The organism is Streptomyces sp. NPDC054866, assembly GCF_053610745.1.
The window spans coordinates 226,668-252,016 of the sequence record NZ_JBSGZA010000002.1; the positions used below are offsets into that span (position 1 = coordinate 226,668).

Consider the following 25,349-nt stretch of genomic DNA (forward strand, 5'->3'; position numbering starts at 1 on the left):
AGGCAGCCGAACCGCTCCCCTCGCGCTCAGCCCTCGTACTCCTGGATCCGCTTCCCGTGGCTTCGGTCGATCAGGGCGGGTAGTTCGGCGCCCAACTCCTCGACGATCGACGGCACATCGAGGGTCAGGAGCCGGCGGTCGCGCATCAGGATCCGCCCGTCGACGATCGTCGTGGTGACGTCCGCCGAGCGGGCGCTGTGCACGAGCGTGGCCGCGAGGTCGTGCACGGGCTGGGTGTGCGGCCCGTCGAGGCCGACGAGGACGATGTCGGCGCGGCGGCCCGGCGCGAGGCTGCCGATCTCGTCGCCCAGGCCGACGGCCCGCGCGCTCTGCAACGTGGCGTGGTCGAGTGCCTGACGTGCCGTCAGCCAGGTCGGGTCGCGCTCGGTGGACTTCTGCACGAGTGCGGTGAGCGTCATGGACTCCCACACGTCCAGGGTGTTGTTCGACGCGGCCCCGTCGGTGGCGAGGCCGACCGGGATGCCGAGCTCGCGCAGGGCGCGCACGGGCGTGGTGTCCCATCCGAACTTGAGGTAGCCGCGCGGCGCGGAGGCCACGGCGATGCGTCCCGTGCCCTGCCGCAGCACGGGCAGGTCGCGGTCGAGGATGCCGGTGCCGTGCGCGATGAGGACGTCGACGTCGAGCAGGCCGGTGCGGTGCAGGATCTCGATGGGAGTACGGCCGTGGCGGTCCAGGCTGTTGTCGGTCTGGGCGCGGTTCTCGGAGGCGTGCAGATGGACCATGAGGCCGTGCTCGCGGGCGAGTTCGGCGGTCGCGGCGAGGTCCGCGTCGTCGACGGTGTACGGGGCGTGCGGCGCGAGCGAGGTGGTGATGCGGCCGTCGGCGGCGCCGCGCTGCCGCAGCGCGAACTCCAGGGACGCGGCGCGGCCTTCGGGCCCCTGCGAGGAGAAGAAGGCCGCGCCGAGGTTGGCGCGCAGGCCGCTCTCGGCGACGACGTCGGCGACGGTGTCCATCGCGAAGTAGTGGTCGGCGAAGGTCGTCACGCCGCCCCGGATCATCTCCGCGCACGCGAGCCGCGCGCCGAGCCCGACGACGCGCTCGGTGAGGTTGGACTCGATGGGCCAGATCCAGTCGTTGAACCACTCGTGCGCCGGCAGGTCCTCCGCGATGCCGCGCAGGGCCACCATCGGCGTGTGCGTATGGCAGTTGATCAGGCCGGGCAGGGCCGCCTGACCGCGTGCGTCGATGTATTCGGCGGCCTGGATTCCGGCTACCTCGGGGGTGGTGGTGACGGCGTCGATGCGCCCGTCGCGCACGACGACGGCCGCGTCGTCGAGGAATCCGACCTGGCCCTTCGCGTCGTGGACGAGGGCCGTGCAGCCCGTGATGACGAGATCGGCGGGGCCGTGCGCGGGAGGCGGCGTCATCTCTTCAAGGTACGGGGAGTGCGCATCCCGTGCCCTGTCGCGTCGCCGGTTTCGCGAGCACGCTGACGTCAGCCCCGATGGCCCCGTCAGCCCATCCACCACGCGAGAACAGTTGGAGCCCGTCATGCTCGTCGGCACTTGGAACCTGGAAAACCTCTACCGGCCCGGCGGCAAGTTCGGGCCCAAGGACAAGGCCGCGTACGAGGCGAAGCTGGCCTCGCTCGCGGCGACGATCAGGGCGCTGAACCCGAGCGTGCTCGGCGTGCAGGAGGTCGGCGACCCGGAGGCCCTCACGGATCTGGCCGGGATGCTGGAGGGCACCTGGCACACCACGCTCTCCGAGCACACGGACGAGCGCGGCACCCGCGTCGGCTTTCTGAGCCAGCTGCCGGTGGCCGTCACGGCCGACGAGGACCGCTTCCCGGGGCCGCTGGGCCCGGTACAGGTCAGCGACTCGGGCAAGCCGGTGGCACGGGCGGGGCGCGGGGTGCTCGCGGTGACCGTGTCGACGCGCGCCTTCTTCTTCGACGCTGTGGTGTGCCATCTGAAGTCGAAGCTGCTGTCGTTCGGCGGTGGCCGGTTCCATCCGCGGGACGAGGGCGAGCGGGCCCGCTTCGGGGCGTACGCGCTGTACCGGCGTTCGGCGGAGGCCACGCTGGTGCGCTCCCTGGCGGGCCGTCTCCTGAAGGGCGACGGCCGTCATCACGATGTCGTGGTGCTCGGCGACCTGAACGACGAGGTGTCGGCGGCGACGACCCAGATCCTGCTCGGTCCGCCCGGCTCCGAGATCGGCACCCCCGGCTTCGACAAGCCGGACAAGGGCGACGCGCAGCGGCTGTGGAACGTGGCCCCGCGCATCCCGGCCGAGCAGCGCTACTCCCGTATCCACGCGGGGCGCCGCGAGCTGATCGACCACGTCCTGGTGAGCCGCGGCCTCCTGAGCCTGGTCACGGCGGCGGGCACGGGCGTGCCGGGTTCGACGGCGACCGCGCTGCCGTCGGTGGAGGACGGGGACCCGGTGGAGCGCAGGAACGCGACGGGCTCGGACCACGCGCCGGTGTGGATACGGATCGAGCGCTGACCCCGCCGGGCAGGTTCTAGCCGCGCGGGACAACCGTCGAGAGGACACCCGGCAGCGGATACCAGTCCGACGACACGATGCTGGCGTGGCCCCGCGAGAGCAGGGCCACGCGGTCGCGGGCCTGGGCCTCGGTCGGGTTCACGGAGTCGATGGCCGGGGCGACCTTGTGGGCGTCGGACATGACGACCAGATAGCGCCGGTCGGCGTACCACTTGGTGTCGATGGTGCCGCCCGCGTAGGCGGACGCGTCGCCGTCGAACAGCACGAACCAGGGCCGGATCGCCGCGTCCGTGTACCGCCCGCGCGGGTCGCCCGCCTCGGCGCCGAGCACGGCGGGGAAGGCGGCGGCCTCGCCGAGGCGCCCGGCCGCCGCGAGGTCGCGCAGATGGGTGGCGTACTCGCGGTCGGTCCACAGGGTGTCGGCCGGGTTGCCCTGTTCGACGGTGCCGGGGATGAGCTCGACGATGAACTTGCCTGCGAGGGCGCTTCGTTGGGGCCAGCCGTCACTCCGTACGGCCTCGTCGAGGGTGGCGTGGCCTCCGGTGAGCTGGCCGGGGCGGTAGACGGCGTCGCCGAGCTTGCTCTTGAGGAGGGCGTCGAGGTCGGCGGGCCCGCGGCCGTTCCTCCCCTGGAAGCCGTCCTTCAGCTCCACCTTCAGCAGGATGGGCCGGTGGCCGGGGTGGGCGTCGTGCCAGCTCTTCATGTCCGCGAGGCATCCGGCGAGGGTCTGATTGCGCGACTTGGTGCGCAATTCGGCCGGACTCGCGGCGTTCTCGCAGTTGTTGTCGTTCCCGACCGGGTTGCTGTGCGAGACCCGCCAGCCGCTGCCGAACACGTTGGTCCACACGTCGAGTTCGAGCATCCCGGCGCCGGAGTCGAGCGCGTCGGCGAAGTACGGGTACTTCGCCTTCTCGTACGCGTTGTGGACGCCGACGCCGGTGGTGGCCGCGTACGGCGACTGCGGCGCCGGATCGGCGGCGGCCGAGGCGGCGACGGCGGTGCCGCTGCCGGGCCCCGCGGTCCCGAACGCCAGCGCGACCGCCATGGCAAGGCCTGCCCCAGTACGTGCCCTCATGTCAGCCGTCCCCTCCACCGCTTCGGTCAAGTCCTGCGCAACGTAAGGGAGTTGTGTGTCGCATGGGAAGACGGCGGTTTACGGGAGGGGAGAGATATCCAGCCGTGCGGCCGTGCGGGAGGGGGCGCGGGGTGTGGCGTGTCGGCTACCGTCTGCGCCCGTTATGGATCAAGTTATGGATCAAGCCATGGGCCAACTCATGGACCATGCCATGGATCAAGCCACACAGAGAAAGGGATCAGCCCCATGCCTCTCGCCCTCTCCCGCATCTCTCGTACCCGCATCGCCGTGACCGCGGCCGCCGCCGCGGTCCTCGCGGTCGGGGCGCCCGCCGCGTACGCCTCGCTCGACACCGACACACGCGCGCCCGGCACGACCACCACGTCGCAGGTGTCCCGTGGCCAGGCGTACACCGAGACGCGGCTCCTCTTCGGGACCGAACGCCCCGACGGCGGACCCGATGTGACCGACAAGCAGTTCATGAAGTTCATCGACGACGAGGTGACGCCCTCGTTCCCCGACGGGCTCACGGTGCAGGACGGCCGCGGCCAGTGGCGGGACTCGAACGGCAAGATCGAGCGTGAGCGTTCGTACGAGCTGATCCTGCTGTATCCGACGTCGCAGGCGCACAAGCGCGACGCGTCGATCGAGGAGATCCGCGAGGACTACGTGAAGGAGTACGCGCAGGATTCGGTGGCGCGGCTCGACGACCGGGTGCGGGTGGACTTCTGAGGCACTGTGCGTCGAGGCCGCTGGTCACGCCACCGCGGTGAGCTCCTCGAGCAGCGTGTCGATGCGCTCCGCGTGCCGCCGCGGCAGGCGTCCCGTGTCGTCGACTTGCACCGCGCAGGCGGTCGTGGCGTCGACGAGGCGTTCGAGGGTGGCCGCCACCTGTTCCGAACCCTCGGAGTGCCGGGCCAGGGTGGGGAGTTCGGCGGCCGCCAGGTCGATCGCGGCGCGGGCCTCGGCCAGCGTCCGGTAGGCCTCGCGGCGCAGGGCCCAGCGGGCGGCGCGGTGGTCGGCGCCCGCGGGCCCGCCGTGACCGTTTCCGTCACCGGCCCCGCTCAGGACGTGGCGCAGGTAGGCGTGCGCGGACGCGCGGGCGGCCGAGAGGCGGTCCTGTACGCGGCCGCCGCGCTGCACCGGCCAGGGCAGGTGCCCCACGAGCAGGGCGATCCCGCAGGCGAGCAGGGTCTCCCCGATCCGCCCCCAGGAGGCCTGCGGCTCCCCGCCCACCATCACCAGGGCGAGGACGAGGACGGTGACGACGGCGGTCTGGGCGGCGAAGTGCCGGGTGGCCACGGGGATCAGCGCACCGCACACGGCGACGACCGCGACGAGTCCGGCGGGCCGTGGCAGCAGGGCGGCGAGGGCCGCGAAGAGGACGGCGCCGAGGACGGTGCCGAGGGCGCGGCACAGGACGCGCGACGCCAGCGGCCCGAGGTCGGGCTTGACCAGGAAGACGGCCGTGGCCGGCAGCCAGTACCAGTGCGGGTGGTGCAGGGCCTGCGCGACCGCGGCGCTCGCCCCGAAGCAGAGCGCGACCCGCACGCCGTACTCGCGCCCGCCGGGACCGGCCGCGGTGCGCAGCACATCGAGGGGGCCACGCCTGTGGCCGCGCGGAGGCCGGGCGCTGCCGCTGTCGAAGGCTTCGGCGGCGTTCAGCAGGGCGTCGTCGAGGGCGCGGAGCCCGGCGCCGGAGCGGGCGGGCGCCGGCAGTGGTCCGCTGGGGGCGCCGTCGCGGACGGCGGCGGCGAGGCGGCGCGGTCCCTCGCCCGTACGCGCCGGGAGCGGCTCACCGGCCCAGGCGAGCGCGGTCGCCGCCTCGCCGAGGGGCAGCGCGGCGAGGTACTGCGCGTGCAGCCGCCGCTCGGCGGCCGAGCTGGCGTGTCGGCGCAGGCGGGGCCCCGTGAGGGCGTCCTGGGCCTGGTCGAGGGCGGCGGTGAGGGCGGCGCGGCGGGCGGTGGAGTGGGGGGTTCCGACTGCGTCGAGGAGCGCGGCGACGGCTTCGTAGACGGCGGACACGGCGGTGCGTTCGCCGTCGAGGCGGTAGGGCCGCGGGGAGCGGCCGGGCGACGGTGAGGGCGAGGGGAGCGCGACCCGCAGCACGATCAGCCAGGCGGCACCGGCGAGAAAGAACAGCGCCCGCTGCCAGCCGGGCTCGGGCAACGGCATCCCCGCCCCGATGGCGGCGGCGACGAGCAGCTGCGTGCCACCGGCTGAGGCGACGGGCCCGAGAGCGCTGAAGGCTCCGGCGAAAAGCCCGAGCAGGGCGAAGAGGAGGGGCAGCAGGAACGGCCCGCCGGCGGCAGGTTCACCAATATCCGCCCCAAGGACACCGACGTACGCCCCGAAGATGAGCCCACCGGCCCCCGCGAGTGCGGGAACCCCGAGCCGCCGCACGGCGGCGCGCCGGCTCCCCGGCCGGTCGTTGATCCCGGCGAGCATGGCCCCGAGCGCGGCGACCACCCCCACGGAAACCCGCCCGACGACCACACCCGCGCACAACAACGGCCCCGCGGCCAGCGCACCCCGCAGAACGGCGTGCCACGGCACGGGCCCACGCTGCGTACGCAGGGCATGGCCGAGCCAAGGCGGAAGGGAAGTTACGCGCGGGATCACCGTGCTCACCGTGTTCCTGTCGTCATCGGGCGTGCAACTACGGGTACGTGCCGCCGGACGACATCGGCCTGGGCATGTGATCAACGGTAAACGGCGTTCTTGGAGGGGAAGGGACGGGCGTATTTCGATGATGTGACGCTTGGCGGGCGGTTTGTGAACGGCTTGTGGGCGCCGGGGGTATCCGGCGGGCGCGAGGCGAATCCGGGCGAAATCCGCGCGTTGCCGGTCCGGCGGTGAGCCGACGGTGAGGGCAGGGCCACGGCTACGCGGCGGTCGGCCTCTGCGACGGCTGCTTCCTGAGCACTTCCACCAGGGCGGAGATGCTGTGGTCACGGTGGCCGTCGGCGACTGCTCGCCGTAGCAGTTCGTTCATGGGCTCGTGCCAGGAGAGGTCGATGCCCGCCTCGGCGCCCGTCTGCTGCTCGTAGCCGATCGCGTCGTGGAAGAGACCGATCGAGGAGGCGGGTTCGGTGTAGTCGCCGGAGTCGATCTCGCTTGCCAGCCCCGGCAGGATGGCGGCGATCATCTCAAGCCACTTCACGCTGTATCGCACCATCGTGCTCGCTTCCAGGCCGCGCGCGGTGATGAGGGCGGCGCCCTCGAAGAACCCGAGGAGGGCGGGCAGCAGGCTGGCGCCGACGGCTGACTCGTACAGAGCGGCGAGGTCCACGTCGGTGCCGAGGTGGACGGTGTCGCCGCCCAGCACGCGCAGGGTCGCCGCATGCTCGTCGAAGACGGCCTTGTCGCCGCTGTAGTAGAGCAGCGTGTCGGGCTTCCCCACGGCCGCGGGTACGTTCTTCACCGCGCCGTCGAGGAATCGGGCCCCGCGCGCGTCGGCCCAGGCGGCCATCTCCCGGGCGCCGGCCGGGGTTCCGCTGTTCAGGGTGACGAGAGTACGTCCGTCCAGCGCGGCGGAGGCGGGCTCCAGGCTCTGGAGGGTGGCTTCGTAGGTGGAGAGGCAGGCAATGACCAAGGGGCTACGGGCCACCGCCTGCGCGATCGACGCCGCATGAACGGCCCCCTGGGCGACAAGCGGCGCGGCTCTCTCGGGGCTGCGGTTCCACACGGTGGTCGGGTGCCCGGCATCGATGAAGGCCGAGGCGAGCGCTCGCCCCATCGAGCCAAGTCCTATGAGGGTGACGGGGGTTGGGGCGTGCGCAGGCATGGGGGCTCCAGTCCGAAGTGGGTTCGTCGGGGATGCGATCCATGCTGGGCCTGCACAGACATTTCAACAAGTACCTACAATTCTGTTAGGTACCCGCAGTTATGTAAGTAACGAGGAAAACCGAGGACAGGCCTAGGCCTCCGGAAAGGGGATGGGAATGCCGACGAAGAAGCGGACCTACACGTGCGGACTCGATGCCGCCATCGACATCATGGGCGGCAAATGGAAGGGTCTGATCCTCTTCGCCCTCCACGAAGGGGCCCTACGCTTCGGCGAGTTGAGGCGAGCCGTGCCCGGGATCAGCGAACGGATGCTGACCCTCCAGCTTCGGGAGATGGAGAACAGCGGCCTGGTACACCGCGAGGTCTTCCACCAGGTCCCGCCGAAGGTGGAGTACTCCTTGACGGAGTTCGGCCAGTCGCTCAACACGGCGATGATGCCGCTCGGGGAGTGGGGCGAGGAGCACATGAGGCGGATCGAGGCGATTCCGTGAGCCTTTCCGCCCCTACGCAGGCGCGGGCGGAGGCGGAGGGACGGGCGGAGGGGCGGGTGGCAGCAACAGCCCCTGCGCCTCGACGACGGCCGCCTCCAGGGATTCCGGACTCCGCCCCATCCCCGCCAGGATGCCGTCGACCCCCCGCAGCCCGGCCCGCTCGAGCAGCCGCTTCTCGTTCGTGACCCACTCGCCACGCGCCGCGAGCACAGCGTGGGCGGCCTGCATTGCCGCTACGGCGACGGCTCCCGCGACCTCGGTGTACTGGGCACGTGGGGCGTTGTTGAAGAGGGCGTACTGAAGCGTGGCCTGCGCTCGCCCCAGCCACACCCCCGGGGGCGGCCTTGCGCAGCGCCTCCGGGTAGGCAGGGCAGGGCAGTTCACCCCTGAGCACCTGGTTGATGGCCAGTTCGGCGACGACCAAGTAGCTGGGGATTCCCGCCAGATGGAACATCAGCGGCTCCCAGCGAAACCGTCCCGCTCGCGCCTGGGCCAGCTCGTGCTCCACGGCGTCGAGATCGCGGAAGTGGACGTCGACGCGGCGCCCGTCGACGGTCAGCCAGGCCCCGCCGTTGAAGACGCCCCCGCCCCAGTCACCCGGCTCGAAGACTTCCCCCTCCCAGCCGAGGGCGCGTAGCTCCGCGGGGTCGAAGACACCCCGGTAATAGACGGCCATGTCCCAGTCGCTCTCGGCCGTGTGCGTGCCCTGAGCACGGGAGCCGCCGAGGGTGACGGCCCGCACACCGCTAAGGGCGGCGAGCTCAGTGACGTGGGCGAGGAAGGCGTCATCGGTGAAGTTCACGGCACTGGCACTCATCCCCAACATCTCACCACCCGCACGCGGAGCCGGGCCACCCGATATTGGAGGGCTACGGAATGTCCAGCCGACGCAGAGGGCATTGCGTCGCGCAGGCATCCGGCACGCCGCCTCCCAGCTCGCCGGGACTTTCTGCTCTCAGGACGTCCGGGCCCGGGCTGAGCTACTCCACCTCGATACCGTAGTCCTGAACGAGTTCCTCCAGTCCGCCCCTGTATCCCTTGCCACCGAGGACGAACTCCCAGTCCCCACTGGACCTCAGGCGGAACGACCCGAGAACCAAAGCGGTTTCGAGTGGTCGTCCGTCAGAGACCTCGAGCTGTCCCAGCTCGGACATAGCCGGGTCGAGCAGCCGGATGCAGGCGTCCGTGAAGCCGGACAGATCCGCGTCCGGATTGACCTCCGGGTCGATGGCCGCCACCAGGACGAAACGGTCGGCTTCGGCCGGCAGCCCGTCGAAGGAGACGCAGATCGCGGCCTTGTCGGGAGCCGTTGCGGGAAGGACACGCACGGAACCGTCCGGGGTCTGGGCGTTGTTGAAGAAGACGAAGTGATCGTCACTGAGAACGCGATTGCCGTGGCATACGAGTGCGCACACATCCAGAGCGACGCTTCCGGACCACGACATACCGAGGACGTTGTAGTTGTCGGGCAGACGAGTACTCGCATCCGAAGTGGCCGACTGCGTCGAGGCTTGGCGCACGCCATCGCCCAGCCGTCCCTGTAACCCGTGCCGATGCAGCAGGTCGACGAGTTCCGTACCCGAGATGAGTTCGAGCGGCTTGCCGTTGGCGAAGGTATGCGCGCCGGGGCCGAACCCCGAAGTCGTCACCAGGACACCCTTGTTGGCGCCGGCGCCCTGCGCAGTCCCGTACAGGTCACGTACGGCCGTGGGCGGCACCGTGTTGCGGTAGCGCTTCACCTGCACGACGATCTTGCCGCCTCGGATGGGAGTCGGATCCAGCGCGTCGACGTCCACACCTCCATCGCTCGATCGCTGGGTCGTGACTGCCTGCATCCCCATTGCCCGGAAGAGGTCGGCAACGAGATTCTCGAACTCGACCGGATCCATGTCGTACAGGTCCGGTTCCTCGTCGCTGCCGTGGGCGACGACGCGGTTTCCGACCTCTTGCGGCCGACGGCTCGGCCGTACGGGTGTGAGTTGGTCCGGCCTGGCCGAGAGCTGCCCTCTCAGAGCACCGGCCAGGCAACTGCCTGCGTCCACCTGCGCCAAGTGCAGGTCACGGAACGAAGAGCGCGAGGCCATGACCGTTGCAAGGAAGATGTGGCCCGGACGACCCGTAGTGGGGTCATGCCCATCGACGAACCCGTTCAGGGCCACTGATTCAAGCGCTCCCTGCTCATCTGCGGCGAACAGCTCATGCAGGACGAGCAACACGCACTGCGCGAGAACCTCCCTGTAGATCCCTCGACGCTGGCTTTCCGACCGAGAGGTCTCCTTGTCCTGGTCAGTCCCGGAGATGTACCGCACGGACTTGACCTCAGGGACGATGCCGTAGCCGGGCAATTCCCAGTCGAGCACCAGCTGTCGGGCCGCAGGGTCGTAAGCTGCCGCGACTTGTCGCGGGAAACCGTCAGGCCATGCCGTCGAGGCGTAGAGAGCAGCTGAGAAGTACTCAACCGCGGAATCGGGTTCTCGTCGCCTCACGCCTTCGGATATCGCGACGACACCGGCGTTGTGTTCACGGACTATGGCCAGCTGAGCGGCTACCGACTGGTCGTACTCACGCTGATACCCGGCCAGTTGCTGTTGGCGACGAGCTTCCATTGCCTGGGCGGCCTGCCAGTCGTGCTCGAAACGCGCCCGCGCCTCGGCCTGCGCCTGAGCCCGGCGACTCGCGGTCCAACCACCCTGGGCTTGGTACTGATTGGTGTCAGGCATGGGTACGGGTTGCGCCAACGGGCCCGGTGCGAAGGGTTGTACCTCCTCGGGCCGCATGAGCGAGGACACCCTGAAGGCCGGGGCCCGACAACCTGACGCGAGCAGGCTCTGCAACGAAGCAACCTCCGCGTCCAGCTCCTCCGTGCGACGCCGCGCTTCCGCCTGCCTGTACTCGCGGTGACTCTGGGCAGCTCGCCGCTGGTACGCCCTTGCTTGCTGAGCTGCTTGCCTCCGCTGTCTGGCTTCGGCTTCCGACTGGCGCTGCTGCTGACGTTGCATCTCAGCCCACGCGCCGACAAAGCCGGTAGAGCGACGACTCATGTGCTGCAGGCCCTCCCCAGGACGTTGGCAGCCGAAAGACACTTCGGTTGTCCCCACAACCAACTGTGACGAGACGACTCTATCCAGCAACTGCCCTCGCGCATATGCATTCGTCAAAGGCTGGGGAGTGATCCAACGCTGCACGTCAGAGTCAGGTCCTCGGATGCAAGTCAGACGCAGCCGCGCGGCACTCGCACTGCGGGCGAGCCAGGCGTCGACGGCAGGGGCAAGCGTGCGCCACCGATCTTCTGCCCCCGGTGGATGCCGGTGCGTATCTACGAGTCGAGCATTCCGGTCAACGCGCCCACCGGGTCCTCGTCCGCCTCGCCCTCCGGCCACCAGTCGTCCCGGCCCGGCTCGCTTCGGTACGGGTACCAGCGGCCGTCTCTGCCGTAGCGGAGTTGGAGGGAGCCGGAGGCGTTCGTGAGGTGGTTGTGGTGGATCGTCATGCGGGGGAGGTCTGCCGTGATGAGGGCGCCTCGGGCTCTGTCGAAAGGGCCCGCCGGGGGGTCCCACGGGGATTCCAGGATCGCCAGGCCCTCCTCGCCGCCCTGGCGCCAGGCCGCCGCCGCGCGGGCGAGGTCCGCGGGGGTGTGGTCCACCGATCGGGCCAGCTCCGCGAATTGGCGGCTGAAGCTGCGGCGGCCCGTCAGGCCGGGGTGGGAGGCGGCCAGGCGGACCGCGTCGTGCCAGGGGTCGGCGGTGGGGAAAGGGTCCGCGCCGGTGGTCAAGTACGCGTGGGCTCGGTGCGCCGTGTCCGTCGCCAGGAACTCCAGGGATGGGGGGTTGGGGGCGCCGGGGAGGGAGGGGAGGAGCGGGGGCTCGCCCGGGTGGGCGGGCGCTGCTAGCGGAGGTGGGAGCGGTGGGCGGTACTGCGTGGCCAGTACGTCTCGGGCCAGGGTTCCGGGCAGGTTCCCGCCGGTCGCGCCCGGCTTGGCAGTGGCGGATTGTTCGCGCGCCGCCTGCTGCGCGCTGCGCTGGGCCAGTTCGTCGAGCAGCGCCTGCTCGTCCCCGCCTCGCAGGAGCAGGAGTACGAAGGGGTCAGCGTCCAGCAGCCTGGCCGTCTGGTAGGTCAGGGCTGCCGCGTGCTTGCAGGGGCGACCGTGGTCCGGGCAGGTGCAGGACGGGACCAAGTCGCCCGAGCCTGGGAGGAGTTGGACGCCTGATCGCTCCGCCGCGTCCACCAGCGCGTGCGGCATGTCCTTGTCCAGGAGCGCCGCGATGTGCGCGGGTTCCGTGGCCACCGCGTCCAGGAACCCGTCCCAGTCCTCCGGCGTGAGGGTGCGCATGCGGATCTCGGCGCGGTAGGGGCGGGGACGACTGCCGTGTACGTACGCCACGATGCGGCCCGGCGCGACGGTGATCGTGTCGACGTGCCCCTCGCGCGCGTAAGCCCGGCCACGGGCAAGTCGCCCCGCATCGAGCGACGTCCCCTCCAGCGCACCGATCCAGGCGTTGCCCCACCAGGAGGTGGCGAACGGGGCCTGGGGATCGGGGTGTTGCGGAAGCGGAGGGAAAACGCGACCGGCGCCGGTGGCGCGACTGGCCGGGGTCATTCCGGTGCGGCTGGCGGGACGGCCGGTGCGGTGACTGGCAGGGCCGCTGCCGGTCCGCTCGGCACGATCGGCGGGGTCCGCACCCCTTCGCTCGGCACGATCGGCGGGGTCCGCACCCCTTCGATCACCACCGCCGGTCGGGTTCAGACCGGACCGGCCGACGCGACCAGCGCGACCGGCACCGCCCTCACCAGAGCTCCCGCCCCTCACGAAACCCTCCGCAGCGACACCAGATCCGCCAGCTCCGCGTCCGAAAGCTCTGTCAGGGCTGCCTCGCCGCCGCCGAGGACCGCGTCCGCCAACGCCTGTTTCGCTGCCAGGAGTTCGGCGATGCGGTCCTCCACCGTGCCCTCCGCGATCAGGCGGTGGACCTGGACCGGCTGGGTCTGGCCGATGCGGTAGGCGCGGTCCGTGGCCTGTTCCTCCACCGCCGGGTTCCACCAGCGGTCGTAGTGGATGACGTGGCCCGCCCGGGTGAGGTTCAGGCCCGTGCCCGCTGCCTTGAGGGAGAGGAGGAACACTGGCGCCTTGCCCGACTGGAAGCGGTCCACCATCTCCTGCCGCCGCGCGACCGGCGTGCCCCCGTGCAGCAGTTGCATGCCGATACCGCGCCTCGCCAGGTGCGATTCGAGGAGGCGAGCCATCTCCACGTACTGCGTGAAGATGAGGACCGCGCCGTCCTCCGACAGGATCGTGTCCAGGAGTTCGTCGAGCAGTTCCAGCTTTCCTGAGCGCGAGCGGCCCCCGCGTGCCGTGATCTCGCCGTCCTTCAAGTACTGCGCCGGGTGGTTGCAGATCTGCTTCAGCGCCATCAGCAGCTTCATCACCAGGCCCCGCCGCGCAATGCCCTCGGACGCCTCGATGCGGGCCAGGGTCTCGCGTACGACCGCCTCGTAGAGCGACGCCTGTTCGCGGGTGAGCGTCACCGGGTGGTCCGTCTCCGTCTTGGGAGGCAGTTCCGGGGCGATGCCCGGATCGGACTTCTTGCGGCGCAGGAGGAAGGGGCGGACCAGGCGGGCGAGGCGCTCCATCGCCTCGTCGTTCTCTGCGAACTCGCCGCCCTCCACCAGGCGGGCGTAGCGCGCGCGGAACGACTTGAGCGGGCCGAGGAGGCCCGGAGTCGTCCAGTCGAGCAGCGCCCAGAGTTCGGAGAGGTTGTTCTCCACCGGCGTGCCGGTGAGAGCCACCCGCGCCGCCGACGGGATCGTGCGCAGCGCCTTCGCCGTCGCCGCGTGCGGGTTCTTGACGTGCTGCGCCTCGTCCGCCACCACCAACCCCCAGGCGTGGGCGGCCAGTTCGGGCGCGCTCGTACGCATCGTCCCGTACGTCGTGAGAACGAAGCCGCCCTCCAGCTCCCCGGCCAGACTGCGGCCCGCCCCATGGAAGCGGCGCACCGCGACCCCCGGCGCGAACCTCTCGATCTCCCGCTGCCAGTTGCCCAGCAGCGACGCCGGGCAGACCACCAGCGTCGGCTCCGTACGGGCCCGGTGCAGATGGAGGGCGATCAGCGTGACCGTCTTGCCGAGGCCCATGTCGTCGGCGAGGCAGCCGCCGAGGCCGAGCGACGTCATCCGGTCCAGCCAGGCAAGGCCGCGGAGCTGGTAGTCGCGGAGGGTGGCGGCGAGCGCGGGCGGCGGAGCGATGGGGCTCAGGTCGTCGGTCAGGCGTTCCCGCAGCCGGGCCAGGGCGCCGATCGGGACCGCCTCGACGCGCTCGCCCTCCACCTCGGCGGCTCCCGTCAGCGCGACGGACAGCGCGTCCACCGGGTCGAGCAGCCCCAGATCCCTCTTGCGCGCCTTGCGTACGAGTTCGGGGTCAACCAGGACCCATTGGTCACGGAGGCGTACGACCGGGCGGTGTGCCTCCGCGAGGATGTCCATCTCCGCCTCGGTGAGGGGTCCCCCGCCTTCGCCTTCCCCATCGGCGGGGCCCAGCGCCACCTGCCAGCGGAATTCCAGCAGTTGCTCGGTCTTGAAGAAGTCGAAGTTGTCGGCCGCGGTGCCGGGTGCGGGGCGTACGACAGCCGTTGCCGTCAGGCCGCGCGTCAGCTCACGGGGCCAGTGCACGGCCACCCCCGCCGCACCGAGCCTGGTCGCCGCGACGCCGAGCAGTTCGTACAACTCCCCCTCACTCAGGGGCAGTACGTCGGGGCGCGGGCGTTCCAGAAGCCGGGTCAGCGGCTGCCATACGCGGGCCGCGCGCCGCACCGCGAGCAGCGTGTCCACGCGGGCACGCGGACCGAAGTGCTCGGCTCCGGCCCAGAGTTGGGCCGCGTCCGCCACGAGGGTGGGGTCGGCGAGGCTGTGAACCTGCACGACGGCCGCCGCGGGGCTGGCCACGCTCTCACGGGAGCCACCCGCCTCGGCTCCGGGCTCCGCATCGGGTACGTCGGCCGACGCCCCGTCGAACAACACCTCACCCGTCCCCCCGTCGAACGCCTCACCCGTCTCCCCGTCGAACACCTCATGCGCCCGCAGATCGAGCCGCAGCGACACCCGCACCCCGGCGTCCATCCCGGCCGCCACCTCCGCGGCCCACTCCCGCGCACCCGGCAGCCGCTGCGGCTCCCGTGCCGCGAAGGGGGCTCCGACCGCGTGCGCCGCGGCGGGCGTACGCGGCAGGGTGTCCACCACGGCGTCGACGAAGGCCCTGACGAGGGCGAGCGGCTCGGGGAGCAGGAGGGGCTTGCTGCCGGGCAGCGGTACGGCGTGCGCCTCGGCCGGCATCGCGGCGGCGATCGCCCGCAGCTGCGTGACATCGGCGGCGTCCAGCGGCCCGGCCCGCCACGCGTCGAGGTCACCGCCGGTCAGGCCGGGCAGCAGCCTTCCCCGCGCGGCGAGGTGCAGGGCGTGCCGGGCTGCGGCGGCCCAGCACGCCACCGCGGGGTGCGCGGGCGCGGCGCGCAGCAGGAGCGGGAGGGCTTCGGCCACGGGCAGGATCAGCGCGGGGACGGTACGGGTGCGGACGCCCTTGCCGTGGGGGCGTACGACGGCGATCTCACCCTCGGTGGCGCCGGGCGCCCCATCCTCGCCGGGCGCCCCACCCTCGCCGGGCAGCTCGCCCCCGCCGGGCACCCCGCGCTGACCCGGCGCCCAGAACGCGACCCGCCCCTCCCTGGGCACCTCGGCCGGAAGGAACACGGCAGCGCAGGACCCCACGAGCTCAGCGAGCCGCAGCCCCCGCTCGGCAGAAGGCACGGCAGCGGTGGGACCCGTGGTCGCGGCAACCCCCGCCATCACGTTCACCACCTCGCTCGCCCTCGGTTACTCATAGGTCATTCCCGCACGCCAGCCTAGGCCAGCCGTCCCACAGCGAGCGCTGGTAGGAAACTTTCCTAACAATAATCCGCCGAAGTTATTGACGCGCACATGACGCCTCGACAGGATGCCTGCGAATGGCCTCCGCGCCACTCACGGCCCCCCACGCCGATCTAGGAGACGGACATGCCGCCCACCCCCCGCGCCATGAACTCCCTTACGAACAAAGCCCGTTCCCGTACGAACAAGGCCCGTTGGGCCATCCCCCTGGCCGCAGGCGCCTCGCTCGCGCTCGTCGGCGGAGTCCTCCTCTGGTCCCCGGCCGGCGAGGCCGACGCCGCGCCGAGCGACACGGAGGCGAAAGCGGCCTTCACCGCGGTAGCCGCCGGAGACATCGCCGAACAGTGCACATCGGACGAGAGCGGCTGCGCACACCCCAAGACCGCCGCGCTCGTCGAGAAGCTCAACCCCTCCTTCGTCCTGACGATGGGCGACAACCAGTACGACGACGCCCGGCTGCAGGACTTCGAGGACTACTACGACACCAGCTGGGGCGCGTTCAAGGCCAAGACGCGACCGGTGCCGGGCAACCACGAGACGTACGACCCGGACGGCGCCCTGAAGGGCTACAAGTCCTACTTCGGCAGCGTCGCCTACCCCAAGGGCAAGAGCTACTACAGCTACGACAAGGACAGTTGGCACTTCATCGCCCTGGACTCCAACAGCTTCGACGACAAGGCGCAGATCGACTGGCTCAAGGCCGACCTCGCCGCCAACTCCAAGAAGTGCGTGGCCGCTTACTGGCACCACCCCCTCTTCTCCTCGGGTGAGCACGGCAACGACCCCGTCAGCAGGCCCATCTGGAAGCTCCTGTACGCCAACAAGGCCGAGCTCGTCATGAACGGCCACGATCACCACTACGAGCGGTTCGCTCCGCAGAACCCGGACGGGAAGGCCGACGCCAACGGCATCGTCGAGCTGCTCGGCGGCATGGGCGGCGCCAATCCGTACAAGATCGAGGAAGTGCAGCCCAACAGCCAGAAGCGGATCACCAAGACCTACGGCGTGGTGAAGCTGAACTTCACCGACACCGGCTTCTCCTGGAACCTCGTCGCCGCGGACGGCGCGACGAAGGACAGCAGCCCGTCCTACAAGTGCCGCTGAGCCGCTGAGATGTATCTGGCGTCAACGGCGGGGGCAACGACCGAGACCCAGCCTACGACCGGGCCCGGACGCGAGACCAAGGCGGGGCGCGGCCGCGTCGCCGGCCCCGTCATCGCCCTCGGCGCGGTCAGCCTGGTCACCGACATCTCCTCCGAGATGGTCACAGCGGTCCTTCCGCTCTACTTCGTACTCCAACTCGGCCTGTCTCCCCTCCAGTTCGGATTCCTCGACGGCCTCTACAACGGCGTAACCGCCTTCGTGCGACTCCTCGGCGGGTACGCCGCCGACCGCGGCGGGCGGCACAAGCTCGTCGCGGGCGGCGGTTACGCCCTCTCCGCACTGTCCCGCCTCGGTCTGCTCCTCGCGGGCGGCGCCACGGCCGGGATCGGCGCCGCGCTCGCCGCGGACCGCATCGGCAAGGGCGTGCGGACCGCGCCGCGCGACGCGCTGATCTCGCTCAGCAGTCCGCCGGACGCCCTCGGCAGGGCGTTCGGCGTGCACCGCGCGATGGACACGACGGGCGCGCTGCTCGGTCCGCTCGCCGCGTTCGCGCTGCTCTGGGCGACGGCGGACGCGTACGACGCCGTGTTCGTGGTCAGCTTCTGCTTCGGGCTGCTCGGAGTCCTGATGCTGGTCGCGTTCGTGCCGGGGCGCCACGACACAGGACCGCATACCCCCGCCCGGCCGGAGGCTCCGCCAAACGCCAAGCGGGAGACGGTACTTGGCATCCTCCGGGTGCCCGCCTTCCGCCGCGTCCTCGGTGCCGCATCCCTCCTCGGCGCCGCCACCATCGGCGACGCCTTCCTCTATCTGCTCCTCCAGCGGCGGCTCGATTTCGCGGTGAGCTGGTTCCCCCTCCTGCCGCTGGGCGCCGCCGCCATCTATCTGCTGCTCGCGGTGCCCGCCGGGCGTCTCGCCGACCGCACGGGCCGCAGCGTCCCGTTCCTGGCCGGGCACGTGGCACTGCTCGGCGGATACGTCCTGCTGCTCTCCCCCACCGACGGCTGGGCCCTGCTCATCGGCGTACTCCTGCTCCTCGGCATCTTCTACGCGGCCACCGACGGCGTCCTGATGGCGCTCGCCACGCCCGTGCTGCCGCCGGGGCGGCGGGCAAGCGGCATGGCGGTCCTGCAGACGGGCCAGGCGCTGGCCCGTCTCGTCGCGGCCGCTGGGTTCGGCGCGGCGTGGACGCTGTGGGGCGTCGGTCCGGCGCTGACGTGCGCGGCGCTCGCGCTGGCGGTGGCGCTGGCCGGGGCGGCGCTGCTGCTCCCTCGTACCAAGATCCCCGAGAGGCAGGCATGACCGCACCCCCACGTTCTCTGCGCGCCCGCATCGTCGCCGTTGCCGCGGCCGCCGCCGTCCTCGCGACGGTGGCCGTCGGCTACACCCTCCACGCGGCCCAACGCGCCGAACCGGCTGCGGCCACCTCGGAGTTCGGGCTCGACGCGGGGCACATCTACTACCGCAGCACGGAAGCGGACGCGGGCCGCGTGGCCCGAACCGGCACCCCGTCCGGCAAGGGGCCCCGCACCACGGGCGGCCCCTCCTGCGAGCGTTTCTACGCCGCGGCGGGCACCGGACTCTGCCTCCAGCGCCGCTCAGGGATCCCGCCCAAGTCGTACGCCGTCGTCCTGGACCGGCAGTTGCGCGAGAAGCGTCGCATCGCGCTCACCGGCATCCCCAACCGGGCCCGGGTCTCGGCGTCGGGTCACATGCTGTCCTGGACGATGTTCGCGACGGGGGACTCCTACGCGGGCTCTTCCTTCTCCACCCGCACGTCGATCCTGGACACCCGCACGGGCTACTTGATCAAGAACATGGAGGAGATCCCCCTCACCCTCGACGGCCGCCGCTACCACTCCCCCGACGTCAACTACTGGGGCGTCACCTTCGCCAAGGACGACAACCGCTTCTACGCGACCGTCTCGACGAAGGGCAAGACGTACCTGATCCAGGGCGACATGAAGAAGTGGGCGGCGCGTACCCTGCGCACGAACGTGGAGTGCCCGTCGCTCTCCCCCGACAACACGCGCATCGCGTTCAAGAAGCGCGTACGGAAGGGGAGTTCGGACCCCTGGCGCCTGTACGTCCTTGACCTCCGCACGATGCGCGAGCATCCGCTCGCCGAATCCCGCAGCGTCGACGACCAGGCGGCATGGCTGGACGACGACACCTTGGCGTACGCGCTGCCGGGAGCGGAGGGCAGGAAGCAGGACATCTGGACGACGCGGGCGGACGGCAGCGGATCGCCGAACTTGCTGGTACGGGGAGGTACTTCACCGGCGGCGGTCCACTGAGAGACCCATAACCACTCCCTCCTGAGGCGGAATTGGGATGCGAACCCGCGTCCGTCTCCCGCAGGATCGGCCCCATGACCACCACCACTCACCGCACCGTCGTGCCCACCCTCTTCCCGCCGCCCGGATACGCCCACGCCGCTGTCGTCGAGGCCGGCACCAAGCTCGCCTTCATGGCGGGGTCGGTGCCGCTCGATCCCGAGGGGAACCTCGTCGGAGAGGGCGACGTGGCGCGCCAGACGGAACAGGTCATCGCCAATCTCGACGAGGCCCTGCGAGCGATCGGCAGCGACCTGACGCAGGTGGTGGCCAGCACGGTGTACGTCGTGAGTGACGAGCCGGGGCCGCTGAGCGAGGCGTGGGAGGTCATCCGCGCCTCCGACCTGCTGGCGAAGGGCCCGCACACGTCGACGCTGCTCGGCACGACGTGCCTGGGCTACGGCGGCCAGCTGGTCGAGATCACGGCAACGGCGGTGGTACCAGAGACCACCACCTGACCCCTAGCTCCGGGCGCGGCTCGCGAGCCCCAGCGCGTACTCCGGCCACCACTGCCCCGCCCTCGGCCCGCCCCGGCAGGTCCCGTCGGACTCGCCGGGCCGCTTGATCCACAGGTACGCGTCGAGGGCGGGGGCGCCGGTGGCGGTGGTGGGCGGGGTGCCGAGGGCGCGGCCCGGCGGGTTGCACCAAGGCTCGTCGTCGCTGTCGGTGTAGGGGCCGTTGCCGTTGCGGCTGCTGTCCACGACGAAGTGCTTGGCGCCGCCGAGCGCCGCGGCGAGGCGGTGTCCGTACTCCGAACTCACTTCATTCGTCTGGTGGTTGGACACATTGACGGCGAAGCCGTCGGCTTTGGCGATCCCCGCCTGCCGCAGCGGGGCGAGCAGTCGCTGCTCGTCGGGGATCCAGCTGGAGTTGCCCGCGTCCAGGTAGACCCTGGTGTTCGGGCGCGCCTTGAGGCGGTCGACGGCGTAGGCGAGCAGGCCGTACCGCTCGTCGGCGTCGGCCTTCTCGCAGCCCGCGATCTTCTGCGCGACGGCGTCCGGTTCGACGATGACGTACGCGGCGCGCTCTCCGATGCCCGCGGCGAACTCGTCGACCCACCGCCGGTACTCCGCCGCGGTCCCCGCCCCGCCTCCGGAGTAGTCACCGCAGTCGCGGTGCGGGATGAAGTACGCGACGAGCACCGCGGTGTGCCCCTCCGCGGCAGCCGCCTCCGTGACCGCACGGACCACAGCCCCCGGCCCCGAGCTGTGCAACCAGACGGCTTGGGGCCGCCCCGCGATGCGCTGAATGAGCTGAGCATCGGCGGCCCGCCCTTGACTCCGCCATGCGACGACCTGCCGAGCGGCGGCACTGTTCGGATCGACCCAGAAGGTAGTGCCGGGGGCGGCGGTTGTCGGGACGGGGGTGGAGGCGTTGCCCGTTGGGGCGGAGGCGGGCGCGGGTCCGTCGCCGTCACGCGGGCCGGCGCCTGCGCTGTCATGCGGGCCCACCCCGGAGGCCGCCGCGCCACCGGACGCCACCGCGCTCAGCAGAAGCGCGGCGGCCAGCAGCCGGGCGAGGCGGGGGCGGGCTCGGCCGGGTGATCGGAAGGGCGGCTGCGACACCGGGCACCTCCAGTGGCTCGACGCCGGACCGGCCCGGCGCGTTCCCCGGAGTCTGCGGTCGCCCGGCCCCCGCCATGCCTCGTACACCGCCGGACGGGCGACAGTTCACCCGAAGAATCACCCCGACGGCGGCGCCCAAGTACGAACCGCCGACAGGGGTTTGGCTCAGCCACCCAGCCCGTCTCATAGCCACCCCAAGCCAACGAGCACCTCAACAGGCTCCAACAACCGTCGGCCAGACAACAGCCCACGCCCCCAACCACCCCCGCCAACCACCCCCAAGAGCCCGCCACCAGCACAGGCTTCACGCAGACCCCTGGCACGGCTCGCGGCCCTTTAGCCCGACGAGCGACTCGACCAGCTCCACCCACCGCCAGGCAGGCAGGCAACCCACCCCACCAATCACCCCACCACCCGCCCCCAAGTCCGCCCCTTCGGCAAGGGTTTCGCGTAGCCGCCCGTGCGGCTTGTCGTCAGGCCTAGGGTGACCAGCGACTCGGCCAGTTTTACTGCGGCGGACACTCCGTCGACCACTGGCATGTCGAGGGCGGCGCCTACCTTTTCCTGTAGTCCCGTCATGCCCGCGCAGCCCAGCACCAGGACCTCCGCGCCCGCCTCGCGGGCCCGCTCCGCGGCGGTGAGGAAGGCGTGGGCCGTGGCCTCGGAGTCCCCGAGGTCCAGGACGCCCAGGCCGGTCCCGACCACTGCCGCGCAGTTCTGGGCGACGCCCGCCGCGTGCAGGCTGTCCTCGATCTGGCCGCGCGTCCGGTCGAGGGTGGTGACGACCCCGTAGCGCCGCCCGAGCAGGCAGGCGAGGTGCGCCGCCGCCTCGGTGATGTCGACGACGGGCACGTCGAGGAGCTCCCGGGCGCCCTCGCGTCCGTGCTCGCCGAACCCGGCCATGACCACGGCATCGTACGGCTCGTCATGTGCGCGCAGGGTGTCCAGGACGGCGGCCGCCGAGAGGTAGCTGTCGAGCCACCCCTCGGCGGACTCCGGCCCCCAGGCGGGGGTGAGCCCGGTGATCGTGGTGCCGGGGGCGGCGGCGCCCCGAGCCCCCGCCACGATCTCCTCGGTCATCGCCCGGGTCGTGTTGCAGTTCGTGACCACGATGCGCACTAGCCCTCCACCGCATCCGCGAGCGCAGCGTTCCGCTCCGCGCGGCACAGCACCGCGTACAACAGCGCGGCCGTGGCCGTCCCGATGAACCAGGAGTACGGCGCGACGTAGTCGAAGAACGGCACGAGCGCGCACACCGCGGCGAACCCGGCAGTGGGCACGAAGGCCCCCAGCGCCTTCGGGTTGACGCCCCTCTTGTAGTAGTACGGCGATCCCGGCTCGGCCTTGAAGAGCGCCTCGGCGTCGATGCGGCCGCGCTTCACCCAGAAGTAGTCGACCGCGATGATCCCGAACAGCGGCCCGAGGAAGGCGCCGAGACCTCCGAGGAAGTAGTTGACGACAGTCGGGTTGGAGTAGAGGTTCCACGGCGTCACGAGCAGCGCGGCGACCGTGGAGATGATCCCGCCGATCTTGAAGGTGATCTTCTGCGGCCAGACATTGGCCAGGTCGTACGCGGGCGAGACGAAGTTGGCCACGATGTTCACGCCCATCGTGGCGACGGCGAAGGTGAGCGCCCCGAAGATCAGCACCCAGGTGTTGCCGATCTCGGCGACCAGTTCGGCGGGGTCGGTGATGGCCTTGCCGAAGACCTCCAGGCTGCCCGCGGTGACGATCACGGAGAGGATCACGAAGGCCGTGGAGTTGATGGGCAGGCCCCAGAAGTTGCCGCGCTTGACGGTGCGGTAGTCGGGCGCGAAGCGCGAGAAGTCGCAGAAGTTGAGCATCAGCGTGCCGTAGGTGGCGAGGATGAGCCCGATGGCGCCGAACCACTGCCGCACCTGCTCCCCGGTGGAGACCGGGTTCGGAGTGCTGGTGAGCGAGATGGTCCAGCCCGCCTTCCAGAGGATCCACACGGCGAGGGCGATCATCACGACCCAGATGGCGGGCCCGCAGAAATCCTGGAACTTCCGTACGGATTCCATGCCTTGGGTCATGATCAGCCCCTGCGCCAGCCAGAGGGCGACGAACGAACACCAGCCGAGGGCGTGCAGCCCGAGGAAGGAGTGCTCGGTCCACGACTCCAGGCTCGGGAAGGCGGCGATCAGCATGACGTTGACCGCGATCGAGGCCAGATAGGTCTGGATTCCGTACCACATGATGGCGATCACGGCCCGGATCAGGGCGGGGATGTTGGCGCCCCAGACGCCGAAGCTGATGCGGCTGACGACGGGGAACGGCACGCCGTGGCGCTGGCCGATGCGCCCCATCATGTTCATCCCGAGGTAGATGAGCACGAAGCCGACGAGGAGCGAGGTGAAGATCTGCCATACGTTCAGGCCGAGGACCAGGAGACCGGCGGCGAAGGTGTAGTTGCCGAGGTTGTGGACGTCGGACATCCACAGGGCGAAGAGGTCGAACATCTTCCACTTACGTTCGGCGGAGGGTGCGAGGTCTTCGTTGGTGAGGCGGGGATCGGGCACGAACTCGGTCGCGGCGCCCGGGGAGTCGGCGTCGGCGCGCTGGGTGAGGGACACGGTGCCTCCTGCGAAGGGGGACGGAGGTGCGGCCTGCGAGGGGACGAGCTTGCAAGGGGGACGAGGATGCGACGCCCTTTGGTATACCAAAGTTTGGTATACCAAAGATTCCGACATGCTCCCGCCCGGAGAGGCGCCCGGCAATGTCCGTACGGTTACGAATCGGTAAATCGATGCGGCGTTCGGCGATGATGGACCCCATGACGACCGTGGAGCAGCCGCTGGCCGCCGTACGCGAACGCGTGCTCGCCGAGCTGCGGCAGGAGATCATCGCCGGACGCCTCGGCCCGGGCGACCGCCTGGTCGAACGGGAGCTCGCCGAGCGCCTGGGGGTGTCCAGGGTTCCGGTCCGCGAGGCGATCCGGGCCCTGGTCGCCGAGGGCTTCGTCACCTTCGAGACGCCCCGCAGGACCGTGGTGCGCCGGCTGACCCGCACCGACGTGACCGAACTCTTCGAGCTGCGCGAGGCGTTGGAGGTGTTCGCGGCGGGGCGGGCGGCGGAACGGGCCACGGAGGAGGGGCTCGCGGAGCTCTCCGCCCTGCTCGACAGCGCGGCGAAGGCGACGCGCACGGCTGACGCGGAGGCGATCACGGACATCAACACGCGTTTCCACGACCGCCTTCTGGCGATGGCGGGGAACGGTCTGCTGACCTCGGTCATGGAGCCGGTGGACGGGAGGCTGCGGTGGATGACGCGGCGCAACGAGGAGTGGGGGCATCTGCTCGTGGAACACCGGGAGTTGTACGAGGCGGTGGCTTCGGGGGATGCGGGGCTTGCGCGGGACGTGGCGCTGGCGCATGTGCGGACCAACTACCGGTCTACGGTGCGGCACTTGTTCGGCGAGGAAGAGGAACAGGAATAGTCACCAACCCCGCCCCTTCCCGAAAACCCGCTGCGCGAGGGCCTCCTCGATCGCCGGAGGGGCTGAAAGATTCAGTCCCTCCGGCGATTGAGGAGCGGGGGTCTGGGGGCGGAGCCCCCAGGTAGGCCCCCGCGCCGAGCGAGTTTTCGGGAAGGGGCGGGGTTGGGGAAAGAACCGCCGGAGGCAGACCTCACCCCACCCGATACCGATCCGTCGCCCCCACCAACTCCTCCGCGATCCCCCGCGCCCCCGCGTTATGCCCAACGCCCCCCGCCAGGACCAACTCGCTGCCCGGCCAAGCCCTTTGAAGCCGCCAGGGAATCCCCACCAGGTTCCCGAAATCGAGGCACCCCTGTACCAAGGTCCCCGGAATCCCGGCCAGCGCCCCCGCGTCCCGCAGGACGACCTCGTCCCCGCCGAGCCAATGGTCATGGGCGAAGTAGTGCGTGACGGTCCGGGCGAACCCCGCCCGGAAAGCGGGATCCTCGTACCGGGGAACAGACCGGGGCGGCTGCGACGCGAAGGCCGTCTCCCAATCGGTCCACGCCCGCGCGGCCGCAGCCCGGACCTCCGCGTCGGGGGATTCGAGGAGCCGGTTGTAGGCGGCGGCGAGGTCCCCGTCCCGCTCCCGCTCCGGGACCCCGTCCCGGAACGCCTCCCACGCCTCGGGAAAGATCTGCCCGAGGCCCCGGGTCAGCAGCTCGACCTCGGCCCGGCTCCCCGTGGCGAGCCCCGTGAGCACCAGCTCGGACACCCGCTCGGGATACGTCTGCGCATATCGAAGCCCCAGCACGGATCCCCATGACCCGCCCCACACCAACCACCGCTCGATCCGCAGATGACGCCGCAACAGCTCCAGGTCGGCCAGCAGATGCCCGGTCGTGTTGACGCTCATGTCGGTACGGGGATCACTCGCGGGCGGCGTCGAACGGCCGCACCCGCGCTGGTCCAGGAGCACCACCCGGTACGCGTCGGGGTCGAAGTACCGCCGGAAGAACGGCGTACACCCCGACCCCGGCCCTCCGTGCAGCACCACCGCCGGCTTCCCCAGCGGATTGCCGCAGACCTCCCAGTACACGCGGTTGCCGTCGCCGACTTCGAGCATGCCGTGGTCGTACGGCTCGATCTCCGGATAGAGGCCCATCGGCC

19 protein-coding genes and 1 pseudogene are annotated in these 25,349 nt (G+C 70.9%); 8 read left to right on the forward strand and 12 right to left on the reverse strand.

The annotated features are described in order from the left end of the window. Positions 1-26 precede the first annotated feature (26 nt). A complete protein-coding gene (locus ACWGI2_RS09755) occupies positions 27-1,388 on the reverse strand; it encodes an amidohydrolase (RefSeq protein ID WP_453694825.1) in 1,362 nt (453 codons plus the stop codon). 124 nt (positions 1,389-1,512) lie between these two features. Here ACWGI2_RS09755 and ACWGI2_RS09760 point away from each other — a divergent pair, with 124 nt between their 5' ends. Continuing rightward, the gene (locus tag ACWGI2_RS09760; protein WP_453401605.1) at positions 1,513-2,469 is read left to right on the forward strand and encodes an endonuclease/exonuclease/phosphatase family protein; all 957 of its coding nucleotides are present in this window, start codon (positions 1,513-1,515) and stop codon (positions 2,467-2,469) included. A 16-nt stretch (positions 2,470-2,485) separates the two neighbouring features. Here ACWGI2_RS09760 and ACWGI2_RS09765 read toward each other — a convergent pair whose 3' ends face one another. Then, positions 2,486-3,544 carry a phosphatidylinositol-specific phospholipase C domain-containing protein gene (locus ACWGI2_RS09765; RefSeq protein ID WP_453694826.1) on the reverse strand — a complete coding sequence of 353 codons (1,059 nt, stop codon included), beginning with the start codon at positions 3,542-3,544 and terminating at the stop codon, positions 2,486-2,488. A 246-nt stretch (positions 3,545-3,790) separates the two neighbouring features. On the opposite strand from ACWGI2_RS09765, the gene ACWGI2_RS09770 reads away from it, so the two are divergent. Beyond that, positions 3,791-4,276 carry a DUF3574 domain-containing protein gene (locus tag ACWGI2_RS09770; RefSeq protein WP_453401603.1) on the forward strand — a complete coding sequence of 162 codons (486 nt, stop codon included), beginning with the start codon at positions 3,791-3,793 and terminating at the stop codon, positions 4,274-4,276. A gap of 24 nt (positions 4,277-4,300) precedes the next feature. Here ACWGI2_RS09770 and ACWGI2_RS09775 read toward each other — a convergent pair whose 3' ends face one another. Together ACWGI2_RS09775 and ACWGI2_RS09780 are read right to left on the reverse strand one after the other, a co-directional pair. Beyond that, positions 4,301-6,166 (reverse strand): FUSC family protein, encoded by a 1,866-nt coding sequence (locus ACWGI2_RS09775; protein WP_453695703.1) that lies wholly within the window; start codon positions 6,164-6,166, stop codon positions 4,301-4,303. Between the two features lie 262 nt (positions 6,167-6,428). Then, positions 6,429-7,331 carry an NAD(P)-dependent oxidoreductase gene (locus ACWGI2_RS09780; RefSeq protein ID WP_453694827.1) on the reverse strand — a complete coding sequence of 301 codons (903 nt, stop codon included), beginning with the start codon at positions 7,329-7,331 and terminating at the stop codon, positions 6,429-6,431. 157 nt (positions 7,332-7,488) lie between these two features. On the opposite strand from ACWGI2_RS09780, the gene ACWGI2_RS09785 reads away from it, so the two are divergent. Continuing rightward, positions 7,489-7,824: a winged helix-turn-helix transcriptional regulator gene (locus tag ACWGI2_RS09785; protein ID WP_453401601.1), complete on the forward strand. Its 336-nt coding sequence runs from the start codon at positions 7,489-7,491 to the stop codon at positions 7,822-7,824. 12 nt (positions 7,825-7,836) lie between these two features. Here ACWGI2_RS09785 and ACWGI2_RS09790 read toward each other — a convergent pair. The 4 genes and pseudogenes from ACWGI2_RS09790 to ACWGI2_RS09805 all read right to left on the reverse strand — a co-directional run bounded on the left by ACWGI2_RS09790 (position 7,837) and on the right by ACWGI2_RS09805 (position 15,657). Continuing rightward, positions 7,837-8,641, reverse strand: a pseudogene (locus ACWGI2_RS09790) (nucleotidyltransferase domain-containing protein). Between the two features lie 163 nt (positions 8,642-8,804). Continuing rightward, positions 8,805-10,865, reverse strand: coding sequence for a restriction endonuclease (locus tag ACWGI2_RS09795; RefSeq protein WP_453694828.1), 2,061 nt, complete (start codon positions 10,863-10,865; stop codon positions 8,805-8,807). A gap of 275 nt (positions 10,866-11,140) precedes the next feature. Continuing rightward, positions 11,141-12,421 (reverse strand): SWIM zinc finger family protein, encoded by a 1,281-nt coding sequence (locus tag ACWGI2_RS09800; RefSeq protein WP_453694829.1) that lies wholly within the window; start codon positions 12,419-12,421, stop codon positions 11,141-11,143. A gap of 206 nt (positions 12,422-12,627) precedes the next feature. Beyond that, complete coding sequence (locus ACWGI2_RS09805; RefSeq protein WP_453694830.1) at positions 12,628-15,657, reverse strand: DEAD/DEAH box helicase; 3,030 nt, start codon at positions 15,655-15,657, stop codon at positions 12,628-12,630. A gap of 207 nt (positions 15,658-15,864) precedes the next feature. On the opposite strand from ACWGI2_RS09805, the gene ACWGI2_RS09810 reads away from it, so the two are divergent. The 4 genes from ACWGI2_RS09810 (at position 15,865) to ACWGI2_RS09825 (ending at position 19,636) form a co-directional block, all read left to right on the forward strand. Next, entirely contained in the window at positions 15,865-16,842 is a 978-nt protein-coding gene (locus ACWGI2_RS09810; RefSeq protein WP_453694831.1) for a metallophosphoesterase family protein, read from the forward strand. Between the two features lie 9 nt (positions 16,843-16,851). Next, the gene (locus ACWGI2_RS09815) at positions 16,852-18,144 is read left to right on the forward strand and encodes an MFS transporter (RefSeq protein ID WP_453694832.1); all 1,293 of its coding nucleotides are present in this window, start codon (positions 16,852-16,854) and stop codon (positions 18,142-18,144) included. Continuing rightward, positions 18,141-19,139: a TolB family protein gene (locus tag ACWGI2_RS09820; protein WP_453694833.1), complete on the forward strand. Its 999-nt coding sequence runs from the start codon at positions 18,141-18,143 to the stop codon at positions 19,137-19,139. Before ACWGI2_RS09815 ends, ACWGI2_RS09820 begins: the two co-directional genes overlap by 4 nt. 74 nt (positions 19,140-19,213) lie before the next feature. Next, positions 19,214-19,636, forward strand: coding sequence for a RidA family protein (locus ACWGI2_RS09825; protein WP_453694834.1), 423 nt, complete (start codon positions 19,214-19,216; stop codon positions 19,634-19,636). Between the two features lie 3 nt (positions 19,637-19,639). Here the strand turns inward: ACWGI2_RS09825 and ACWGI2_RS09830 are convergent, their stop codons facing one another. The 3 genes from ACWGI2_RS09830 to ACWGI2_RS09840 form a co-directional block, all read right to left on the reverse strand. Then, on the reverse strand, positions 19,640-20,743 hold the full coding sequence (locus ACWGI2_RS09830) for a glycoside hydrolase family 6 protein (RefSeq protein ID WP_453694835.1): 1,104 nt from the start codon (positions 20,741-20,743) through the stop codon (positions 19,640-19,642). A gap of 402 nt (positions 20,744-21,145) precedes the next feature. After that, positions 21,146-21,862 carry an aspartate/glutamate racemase family protein gene (locus ACWGI2_RS09835; RefSeq protein WP_453694836.1) on the reverse strand — a complete coding sequence of 239 codons (717 nt, stop codon included), beginning with the start codon at positions 21,860-21,862 and terminating at the stop codon, positions 21,146-21,148. After that, positions 21,862-23,337, reverse strand: a complete 1,476-nt coding sequence (locus ACWGI2_RS09840) for an NCS1 family nucleobase:cation symporter-1 (protein WP_453694837.1) — start codon at positions 23,335-23,337, stop codon at positions 21,862-21,864. Before ACWGI2_RS09840 ends, ACWGI2_RS09835 begins: the two co-directional genes overlap by 1 nt. A 200-nt stretch (positions 23,338-23,537) precedes the next feature. Here ACWGI2_RS09840 and ACWGI2_RS09845 point away from each other — a divergent pair, with 200 nt between their 5' ends. Continuing rightward, complete coding sequence (locus ACWGI2_RS09845; protein WP_453694838.1) at positions 23,538-24,200, forward strand: GntR family transcriptional regulator; 663 nt, start codon at positions 23,538-23,540, stop codon at positions 24,198-24,200. 190 nt (positions 24,201-24,390) lie between these two features. Here ACWGI2_RS09845 and pip read toward each other — a convergent pair whose 3' ends face one another. Next, positions 24,391-25,344: a prolyl aminopeptidase gene (pip, locus tag ACWGI2_RS09850; protein ID WP_453694839.1), complete on the reverse strand. Its 954-nt coding sequence runs from the start codon at positions 25,342-25,344 to the stop codon at positions 24,391-24,393. Positions 25,345-25,349 lie beyond the last annotated feature (5 nt).

What these genes read in the sequence shown, in the direction of transcription:
- ACWGI2_RS09755 (WP_453694825.1), bottom strand. Translation starts at nt 1,388, where the DNA reads ATGACGCCGCCTCCCGCGCACGGCCCCGCCGATCTCGTCATCACGGGC.
- ACWGI2_RS09760 (WP_453401605.1), top strand. Translation starts at nt 1,513, where the DNA reads ATGCTCGTCGGCACTTGGAACCTGGAAAACCTCTACCGGCCCGGCGGC.
- ACWGI2_RS09765 (WP_453694826.1), bottom strand. Translation starts at nt 3,544, where the DNA reads ATGAGGGCACGTACTGGGGCAGGCCTTGCCATGGCGGTCGCGCTGGCG.
- ACWGI2_RS09770 (WP_453401603.1), top strand. Translation starts at nt 3,791, where the DNA reads ATGCCTCTCGCCCTCTCCCGCATCTCTCGTACCCGCATCGCCGTGACC.
- ACWGI2_RS09780 (WP_453694827.1), bottom strand. Translation starts at nt 7,331, where the DNA reads ATGCCTGCGCACGCCCCAACCCCCGTCACCCTCATAGGACTTGGCTCG.
- ACWGI2_RS09785 (WP_453401601.1), top strand. Translation starts at nt 7,489, where the DNA reads ATGCCGACGAAGAAGCGGACCTACACGTGCGGACTCGATGCCGCCATC.
- ACWGI2_RS09795 (WP_453694828.1), bottom strand. Translation starts at nt 10,865, where the DNA reads ATGAGTCGTCGCTCTACCGGCTTTGTCGGCGCGTGGGCTGAGATGCAA.
- ACWGI2_RS09800 (WP_453694829.1), bottom strand. Translation starts at nt 12,421, where the DNA reads ATGACCCCGGCCAGTCGCGCCACCGGCGCCGGTCGCGTTTTCCCTCCG.
- ACWGI2_RS09805 (WP_453694830.1), bottom strand. Translation starts at nt 15,657, where the DNA reads ATGGCGGGGGTTGCCGCGACCACGGGTCCCACCGCTGCCGTGCCTTCT.
- ACWGI2_RS09810 (WP_453694831.1), top strand. Translation starts at nt 15,865, where the DNA reads ATGCCGCCCACCCCCCGCGCCATGAACTCCCTTACGAACAAAGCCCGT.
- ACWGI2_RS09815 (WP_453694832.1), top strand. Translation starts at nt 16,852, where the DNA reads ATGTATCTGGCGTCAACGGCGGGGGCAACGACCGAGACCCAGCCTACG.
- ACWGI2_RS09820 (WP_453694833.1), top strand. Translation starts at nt 18,141, where the DNA reads ATGACCGCACCCCCACGTTCTCTGCGCGCCCGCATCGTCGCCGTTGCC.
- ACWGI2_RS09825 (WP_453694834.1), top strand. Translation starts at nt 19,214, where the DNA reads ATGACCACCACCACTCACCGCACCGTCGTGCCCACCCTCTTCCCGCCG.
- ACWGI2_RS09845 (WP_453694838.1), top strand. Translation starts at nt 23,538, where the DNA reads ATGACGACCGTGGAGCAGCCGCTGGCCGCCGTACGCGAACGCGTGCTC.
- pip (WP_453694839.1), bottom strand. Translation starts at nt 25,344, where the DNA reads ATGGGCCTCTATCCGGAGATCGAGCCGTACGACCACGGCATGCTCGAA.